This window comes from Methylobacterium frigidaeris (genome assembly GCF_022179185.1).
GTDB lineage: Bacteria > Pseudomonadota > Alphaproteobacteria > Rhizobiales > Beijerinckiaceae > Methylobacterium > Methylobacterium frigidaeris.
The window spans coordinates 113,102-121,859 of record NZ_BPQJ01000011.1; the positions used below are offsets into that span (position 1 = coordinate 113,102).

General features: G+C 70.4%; 5 protein-coding genes and 3 tRNA genes (1 of these 8 only partly in view). 5 read left to right on the top strand and 3 right to left on the bottom strand.

Annotation, left to right across the window (positions count from 1 at the left end; all coding sequences use genetic code 11):
* Nucleotides 1-30 precede the first annotated feature (30 nt).
* Nucleotides 31-3,129, top strand: a complete 3,099-nt coding sequence (locus MFF64_RS13720; RefSeq protein ID WP_099905958.1) for an efflux RND transporter permease subunit — start codon at nucleotides 31-33, stop codon at nucleotides 3,127-3,129.
* A 111-nt stretch (nucleotides 3,130-3,240) separates the two neighbouring features.
* Entirely contained in the window at nucleotides 3,241-3,645 is a 405-nt protein-coding gene (locus MFF64_RS13725) for a GNAT family N-acetyltransferase (RefSeq protein WP_238191216.1), read from the top strand.
* A gap of 145 nt (nucleotides 3,646-3,790) precedes the next feature.
* Here MFF64_RS13725 and trpE read toward each other — a convergent pair whose 3' ends face one another.
* Nucleotides 3,791-5,305, bottom strand: a complete 1,515-nt coding sequence (trpE, locus tag MFF64_RS13730; RefSeq protein WP_438823072.1) for an anthranilate synthase component I — start codon at nucleotides 5,303-5,305, stop codon at nucleotides 3,791-3,793.
* 4 nt (nucleotides 5,306-5,309) lie between these two features.
* Nucleotides 5,310-7,214, bottom strand: coding sequence for a peptidylprolyl isomerase (locus MFF64_RS13735; protein ID WP_099903663.1), 1,905 nt, complete (start codon nucleotides 7,212-7,214; stop codon nucleotides 5,310-5,312).
* Nucleotides 7,215-7,379: 165 nt separating this feature from the next.
* Here MFF64_RS13735 and tpiA point away from each other — a divergent pair, with 165 nt between their 5' ends.
* Nucleotides 7,380-8,141: a triose-phosphate isomerase gene (gene tpiA, locus MFF64_RS13740; protein WP_099903661.1), complete on the top strand. Its 762-nt coding sequence runs from the start codon at nucleotides 7,380-7,382 to the stop codon at nucleotides 8,139-8,141.
* A 163-nt stretch (nucleotides 8,142-8,304) separates the two neighbouring features.
* Here tpiA and MFF64_RS13745 read toward each other — a convergent pair.
* A tRNA-Val gene (locus MFF64_RS13745) sits at nucleotides 8,305-8,380 on the bottom strand.
* A 200-nt stretch (nucleotides 8,381-8,580) separates the two neighbouring features.
* Between MFF64_RS13745 and MFF64_RS13750 the strand changes: the two genes are divergently transcribed.
* Both MFF64_RS13750 and MFF64_RS13755 read left to right on the top strand, forming a co-directional pair.
* Nucleotides 8,581-8,657 (top strand) — tRNA-Asp (locus tag MFF64_RS13750).
* Nucleotides 8,658-8,702: 45 nt separating this feature from the next.
* Nucleotides 8,703-8,758: transfer RNA gene (locus tag MFF64_RS13755), tRNA-Asp, on the top strand (it continues 121 nt past the right edge of the window).

Here is an 8,758-nt window from a genome sequence, read left to right on the forward strand (position 1 = left end):
TCGCTTCCCTCTCCTGAACGGGTCCGCTCGATGCGCCTGAACGTCTCCGCCTGGGCGATCCGCAAGCCGATCCCCTCGATCGTGCTCTTCCTGGTGCTCGGGCTGCTCGGAATCGTGAGCTTCCGCAGTCTGCCGATCACCCGCTTCCCCAACATCGACATCCCGATCGTCTCGGTGACGGTGACGCAGGCCGGCGCCGCGCCGAGCGAATTGCAGACCCAGGTCACCAAGTGGGTCGAGGACGCGGTGGCGGGGGTGAAGGGCGTCAAGCACATCATCTCGTCGATCACCGAGGGCACCTCGGCCACGACGATCGAGTTCCGCCTGGAGGTGAACACCGACCGGGCGGTCAACGACGTCAAGGACGCGATCGCCAAGATCCGGATGAACCTGCCCCGGACGATCGACGAGCCGATCATCAGCCGGGTCGAGATCGCCGGCCTGCCGATCATGGTCTACGGCGCCTCGGCGCCCGCGATGACGCCCGAGGACCTGTCCTGGTTCGTCGACGACGTGGTGGCGCGCCAGATCCAGGGCCTGCGCGGCGTCGGCGGCGTCGAGCGCCTCGGCGGTGTCGCCCGCGAGGTCCGGGTGACCCTCAAGCCCGACCGGCTGCTGGCGCTCGGCATCACCGCCGCCGACGTGAACCGGCAACTGCGCCTGACCTCGGCCGACATGGCCGGCGGCCGGGCCGAGGTCGGCGGCCAGGAACAGTCGATCCGCACGCTCGCCGCCTCCTCGAACCTCGACACCCTCGCGGCGACCTCGATCGTGCTGCCGGGCGGGCGCAAGGTGCGCCTCGACGACCTCGCCACCTTGAGCGACGGGGCCGAGGAGCCGCGCACCTTCGCACGCCTCAACGGCGAGCCGGTCGTCGCCTTCGCGATCTCGCGGGCGAGCGGCGCCAGCGACGCCTCGGTGGGCGAGGTGGTGGCGAAGAAGATCGAGGAATTCGCCAAGGCCTATCCGGGCGTGCGCTTCGACCGAATCGACAGTTCAGTCACCAACACGATCGGCAACTACGAATCCGCCATGCACAGCCTGATGGAGGGCGCGGCCCTCGCGGTGCTGGTGGTGTTCCTGTTCCTGCGCGACTGGCGCGCGACGCTGATCGCCGCGGTGGCGCTGCCGCTCTCGGTCTTCCCGACCTTCTGGGCGATGAGCGCGATGGGCTTCTCGCTCAACGCGGTGAGCCTGCTCGCCATCACCCTCGTGACCGGCATCCTGGTCGACGATGCGATCGTGGAGATCGAGAACATCGTCCGCCACATGCGGCTCGGCAAGTCGCCCTACCGCGCGGCGATCGAGGGCGCCGACGAGATCGGGCTCGCCGTCATCGCCATCACCGCGACCCTGATCGCGATCTTCGCGCCGGTGTCGTTCATGGGCGGCATCGCCGGGCAGTACTTCAAGCAGTTCGGCCTCACCATCGCGGCCGCGGTGTTCATGTCGCTGCTGGTCGCACGCCTCATCACCCCGATGATGGCGGCCTATTTCCTGCGCGACCACGGCCACCACGAGGAGCGCGAGGGTCCGGTGATGCGGACCTACAACCGCGTCGTGCTGTGGTCGGTGCGGCACAAATACGTGACGCTGGTGGTCGGTCTCGCGCTGTTCGCCGCCTCGATCATGTCGACGAGCCTGCTGCCCGCCGGCTTCCTGCCCAAGGAGGACGCCGCCCGCACCCTGATGGTGGTCGAATTGCCCCCGGGCGCGCGGCTCGACGACACGATCGCCGTCACCGACCGGATCGCCCAGCGCCTGCGCACCCTGCCGGAGGTCCGTTCCGTCTTCGTCGATGGCGGCCGCCAATTGCCGGGCAAGAAGGAGGTGCGGCTCGCCACCTTCACCATCAATCTGACGCCGAAGAACGCCCGCGCCCGCAAGCAGGCCGACGTGGAAGCGGCGATCATGGACCTGATGCGCGACGAAGCGGACGTGCGGTACTGGTCCCTGCGCGAGGGCGGCCAGCGCGACTTCAGCCTCATCGTCGCCGGCGGCGACACCGCCCAGGTGACCGAGGTGGCGGAGAAGATGCAGCGCGAGGTCGCGGCCCTGCCGAACCTCGTCAACGTGATGTCGACCGCGCCCCTCGACCGGACCGAGGTGCGCATCCGCCCGAAGCCCGGCGTCGCCGCCGATCTCGGCGTCTCGACCGACACCATCGCCGAGACGGTGCGGGTCGGCACGATCGGCGACATCGGCCAGAACCTCGCCAAGTTCAACGCCACCGACCGGCAGATCCCGATCCGGGTGCAGCTGCCGACCACCCTGCGCGGTGACCTCTCGGCCCTGGAGAGCCTGAAGGTGCCGGCGAAGAACGGGGCGTCGGTGCCGCTCTCGGCGGTGGCCGATATCAGCCTCGGCCGCGGCCCCACCGCGATCGACCGCTACGACCGGGCGGTGCGCGTCGCGCTCGAGGCCAACATGCAGGGCTCGGACGCGCTCGGCGAGCAGATCAAGCTCGCGATGAACGTGCCGACCGCCCGCAACCTGCCGCCCGGCATCTCCCTGCGCCAGACCGGCGACGCCGAGGTGATGGGCGAGGTGTTCGAGGGGTTCGCGCTGGCGATGGGCGCCGGCCTGATGATGGTGCTCGGCGTGCTGATCCTGCTCTTCGGCTCGTTCTTCCAGCCCCTCACCATCCTGTTCTCGCTGCCACTGTCGATCGGCGGGGCGATCCTCGGCCTCCTGATCTTCAACCGGCCGATCTCGATGCCGGTGGTGATCGGCATCCTGATGCTGATGGGCGTGGTGACCAAGAACGCGATCATGCTGGTCGATTTCGCCGTCGAGGAGATGGCCCGCGGCGTCGACCGCGTCACCGCCATCACCCAGGCCGGCGCCAAGCGCGCCCGCCCGATCGTGATGACGACCATCGCCATGGCGGCCGGCATGGTCCCGAGCGCGATGGCCTTCGGCATCGGCGGCGAGTTCCGCTCGCCGATGGCGATCGCGGTGATCTCGGGTCTGATCGTCTCGACCCTGCTGTCGCTGCTCTTCGTGCCGGCGATCTTCCTCCTGATGGACGACCTGTCGCGGCTGACGGGCCGGCTTTTCGGGCGGTTCGTGGGGGCGGTGGACGAGCCGCCGGGGCATGACGCGCACCGGCCGGCGGCGGCGGAGTAGGGGGAGCGGATTGATCGCTCCCGACAGGCTACACCGATGAACCGCGATCTCATTCCACCGCTCGCCGTGAGCATCCGGCAGGAGGATCCGGGTCGGCCGGACATCGTCCGGATGCTGCGCGACGGCGAGGCGCACTCGGCGGCGCTCTACCCCGCCGAGAGCAATCATCATCTCCCCCTCGAGGATCTCCGCAAGCCGAACGTGCGTTTCCTCGTGGCGCGCGACGCCGAGGGGCGTGCCGTCGCGACGGGTGCCCTGGTCCTCTGCGGTGACTGGGCCGAGATCAAGCGGATGTGGGTCGAGGATCACGCCCGCGGTCGGGGGGTCTCCCGCCGGATCCTGGAGACGTTGATCGACGAGGCGCGCCGCGCAGGGATCGGTGTTCTGCGCCTGGAGACAGGCGTCGTCAGCCACGCCGCCCTGGCCCTGTACGAGCGGACCGGTTTCGTGCGCCGCGGACCGTTCGCCGGCTACGCCGAAGATCCGCTCAGCGTCTTCATGGAGCGGATCTGGTGAGGCGTCCGCATCCAGGCTCGACGGGGACGCTTCGATACCAGAAGATCGCGCCTCCCCTGTCGGTGGGAAGGCGCGACACGGTCGAATCGCTTGCCGAGTCCGGAGAGGGGGAGCGGCACCCTTCGCTTCGGCGACCGCCCCGCGCCTACTGCCCCCGCCGCGCCTGCGCGGCGAACCGCACCGCCTCTTCCGCCGCCCGGAACAAAGCCTTGGCCTTGTTGACGCATTCCTGCTGCTCGGAGGCCGGGTCGGAATCGTGCACGATGCCGGCGCCGGCCTGGACGTGCATCCGGCCGTCCTTGACGATGGCGGTGCGCAGCACGATGCAGGTGTCCATCTGGCCATCGGCACCGAAATAGCCGATGCAGCCGCCATAGGGTCCGCGCTTCTCGCGCTCCAGTTCATCGATGATCTGCATCGCCCGCACCTTCGGGGCGCCCGAGACCGTGCCGGCGGGGAATCCCGCGGCGAGTGCCGAGAGGGCGTCGTGCCGGGGATCGAGGCGGCCCTCGACGTTCGACACGATGTGCATGACCTGGCTGTAGAATTCGAGGAAGAACGAATCCGTCACCCGCACGCTGCCGATCTCGGCGACGCGGCCGACGTCGTTGCGCCCGAGATCGAGCAGCATCAGGTGCTCGGAGCGCTCCTTGGGGTCGGCCAGCAGCTCGTCGGCGAGTGCCTTGTCCTCCTCCGGCGTCGCGCCGCGGCGGCGGGTGCCGGCGATCGGCCGGATCGTCACCGCGCCGTCGCGCACCCGCACCAGGATCTCCGGCGAGGAGCAGACGATCTGGAAACCGCCGAAATCGAGGTAGCACAGGAATGGCGCCGGGTTGACCCGGCGCAGGGCCCGGTAGAGCGCGAGCGCCGGCAGGCCGAACGGCGCCTCGAAGCGCTGCGACAGCACCACCTGGAAGATGTCGCCGGCAGCGATGTACTCCTTGGCTCGGGCGACCATGCCGAGGAAGTCGTCGGGGGCGACGTTGGAGACTTGGGCGGGGGCGGGGATCTCGGTCGGGTTCTGCCTTGCCTCGACCGGCAGCGGACCCTCCAGGGCGTCGGCGGCGCTCTCGAGCCGCGCGAGCGCCGCCTCGTAGGCCGCCCTCGCCGAGAGGCCGGGGACGGGTCGGATGGGCGCCACCAGGGCGATCTCGTCGCGCACCGCGTCGAAGATCACCATCACGGTGGGGCGAACCAGGATCGCGTCCGGCACCCCGATCGGGTCGGGATGGGGGGTGTCGAGCCGCTCCATCTCCCGCACCATGTCGTAGCCGAGATAGCCGAACAGGCCGGCCGCCATCGGCGGCAGGCCGGGCTCCGCCGGGATCGCGCTCTCGGCGATCAGCGCCCGCAGGCTGTCGAGGGGTGGGGAAGCCTCGGGCTTGAAAGCCGCGAGGTCGGGCGCGGCCGCGCGCTCGGCCCGGCCGTTCGCGCAGCGCCAGATCAGGTCGGGATCGAGGCCGATCATCGAGTAACGACCGCGTACGGCGCCGCCCTCGACCGACTCGAGCAGGAAGGCGGCGCCCTCGCGCCCCGCCTTCAATTTCAGGAAGGCGGCGACCGGCGTCTCGAGATCGGCCACCAGGGTGGCGCGCAGGAGGACCGAACGGCCCTCGGCATAGGCCGCAGCGGCGGCCTCCTGGGAGGGAGCGACCACCACGGGATCAGTACTCGCCGCCGATGGCGCGGCGGAACGCACCCTCGTTGACCGAGACGCCGGCCTGCTTCTGCACATCGGCGATGTACTGGGCCAGGATGTCGTCGGCGAGCGCCGTGCGATACTGCTGCTCCACCGCGACGGCACCGGCGGCCGACGGCACGAAGGCCGGCACCGTGGCACCCGTCACCCGGAAGACCACGCGGGCGGTCTCCTCGCCGGACGCCGTGCCCGACTTGCCGACCGGCGTCGCGAACAGGCGGGCGACGCTCTCGCTGGAGAGGCCGTCGCGGCCGCGACCGCGGGCGATGTCGGTGGCGGTCTTGGCCTCCTGTCCGAGGGACTTCGCCACCGCCTCGATCGCTTCGCCTTTGTCGAGCCGCTCGGTCGCCTCGCGGGCCTTGGCGGCGAGACGGCGCGAGACCTCGTCGGCCTTCCACTGCGCCACCACGGCGTCGCGGACCTCTGCCAGCGGCTTGTCGTGGGCCGGGTCGATCTTGGTCACGTCGTACCAGACGTAGCCGCCGGAGCGGGTGCGCAGGGCCTCGTTGTCGGCGCCCATGTCGCTGCGGAAGATCGCCGCCAGGGTCGCGTCCTTGTCGGGGATTGCGTCGGCCACCTTGCCCTGGGGATCGCGCCCCTGCGCGTCGACGGCCGGCACGGTGACGAGGGTCAGGCCCTGCTCGCGGGCGATGTCGGCGAGCGGCTTGGCGCCGGCACGCTGGTCCTCGATCGCGTCGTGGACTTTCTCCAGCCCGTCGCGCGCCTTTTCGAGGGCGATCTCTTGGCGCACCTCGCCGGCCACTTCCTCGAACGGCTTGCGGGCGCCGGGCTGCACTGACGTGACCCGCAGGAGCACCGTGCCGAAGCGGCCCTTGACCGGCTCGCTCACGGCGTTCGGCTCGGCCGCGAAGGCGGCGTCGGCGACAGCCGGATCGAACAGCTCGGACTTGGCGAAGGTGCCGAGGTCGAGTGCCTTGGCGTCGAGGCCGCGCTCGGTCGCGACCTGGTCGAAGGTCGCCTCGCCGCTGCGGATGCGGGCCAGCGCCGCCGCCGCGTCGGCGTCGTTCGGGAACACGATCTGCTGGATCGCGCGCTTCTCGGGCGTGCCGAAGCGGCTCTTCTCGGACTCGTAGCGGGCGCGGGCCTCGGCCTCCGGCACGGCGTCGGGCTTCGCGAGCGTTGCCGGATCGAGGACGAGCAGGTTCACGCTGCGGTATTCGGGTGCCCGGAACGCGCTCTTGCGCTCGGTGTAGAAGGTGTTCACCTCCTCGTCGGTCGGGGCCGGGATCTCGCCGGCGGCCGCATCCGGCAGGGTGAAGTAGGCGGCGGCGCGGCGCTCGGCGGTGTAGCGGTGGATCGCCTCGCGGGCGGCGAGCGGCACCGGCAGCTCGGCGGTGATCGCGTCGGCGAGCTGGAGGCGGGCCGCCACGGCGCGTTGCTCCTGCACGAAGCCCTGCTCGGTCAGGCCGGCCTGGCGCAGCGTATCGCGAAACGTGTTGACGTCGAAGGCGCCGCTCGGGCCCTTGAAGGCCGGCTCCTCCTGGATCAGCCGCACCACCGCGGAATCGGGGATGCGCAGGCCGAGATCCTTCGTCTTCTGGTCGAGGGAGGCCTCGGTGATGAGCTGCGCCAGGACCTGCCGGTCGAGGCCGAGCGCTCGGGCCTGGTCCGGCGTGATCGGCCGGCGGCTCTGGCGCGACAGGCGCTGGAGCTGGTTCTGGTAGGCGGTGCGCAGGGCCTCGGCCGGGATCTGCGTGCTGCCGACGGTCGCGACCGCGTTGCTGCCGCCGCCGCGGAAGATGTCGCCGATGCCGAAGATGGCGAGGCCCGCGATCAGGAGGCCGAATACCACCGTCACCACGATCTTGCCGAGCCAGCTCTGGCTGGCGGCGCGGAACCCCTGGAGCATCGCGATCCTCAGAACAAACCGTGGGGCATCGCCCGCAAGGGGATGCCCGGATCCGGCCGCGATACCGCATAAGCGCCGCAAGGCAAAGAGCGGCGCCCGTTGCCGGTTTGCCGGCCGGCGGCGGACCTGTTACCCGGCAGCGCTTATCATGATCGGGGGAGACCCATGACGACCGAACGGCCGCGCCCGCTGGTGGCGGGAAACTGGAAGATGAACGGCCTCCAGGCCTCGCTGAAAGTGGCCGAAGCGGTCCGCGACGGCCTCGATTCCGCACTGGCGCAGCGCATCGACGTGCTGATCTGCCCGCCCGCGACCCTGATCGGCGCGATGGCCGCTTCGCTGAAGGGCTCGGCCGTCCGGATCGGCGGCCAGGACGTGCATGCCGAGGCGAGCGGTGCCTATACGGGCAACGTCTCGGCCGAGATGCTGGCGGATCTTGGCGCCACTGCCACCATCGTCGGCCATTCCGAGCGCCGGGCCTATCACCACGAGAGCGATGCCGACATCCGCGCCAAGGCGCTCGCCGCCCGCCGGGCCGGGCTCGTGGCGATCATCTGCGTCGGCGAGACCCGCGAGGAGCGCGAGGCCGGCCGGACCCTGGAGATCGTGCGCGGCCAGCTCGCCGGCTCCCTGCCCGACGGTGCCACGGCGGCCGACACGGTGATCGCCTACGAGCCGGTCTGGGCGATCGGCACCGGGCTGACTCCGACGGTGGACGACGTCGCCGAGGTCCACGCGCTGATCCGGCAGGAACTTGACGCTCGGCTCGGTGCGGAAGGGGCCAAGGTGCGGATCCTCTACGGCGGCTCGGTGAAACCCTCGAACGCCGCGGAGCTGATGGGTGTCGCCAACGTCGATGGTGCGCTGGTCGGCGGGGCGAGCCTGAAGGCCGAGGATTTCCTGGGCATCGCGGCGGCGTATCGCTGAGGCGACGTCCCGGGGACCGCGCCGCGGAAACCGGGATCCCATCACTGCCGAGGGAAACCCGAGCGTAGGGCTGCAGTGCATCCTACTCACGACCTGACCTTGAGGTCGTGAGTAGGAAAGCGGAGTGGGCTGCCCCGGTAGAACGACGCGCGCCGCAAATCCCTGGTGGGCGGTGACGGGCTCGAACCGCCGACCCTCTCGGTGTAAACGAGATGCTCTACCAACTGAGCTAACCGCCCGGATCCCGGCATCGTTAAGGCGCCCGGGTCGCAAGTGCAAGGCTTCGCGTGCAACGCCTCGCATGCGCGAGGGAGGCGCGTGCAAGGGAGCCGATGCCCCCACCGGCCCCGGCCGGCTTCCCGACTTTCTTGAGCCGGCGGCTTGACAGGGTAGGGGGCTCCCCATACACCGCGGCCATCGCAGCACTGCGAGACGCCGGGCGGACGTAGCTCAGTCGGTTAGAGTGCCGGCCTGTCACGCCGGAGGTCGCGGGTTCGAGCCCCGTCGTCCGCGCCACTTCCTTGATCGGAAAAGGCGTTTCTGTAGTGCATAGCGCCCTGTGCGGACGTAGCTCAGTCGGTTAGAGTGCCGGCCTGTCACGCCGGAGGTCGCGGGTT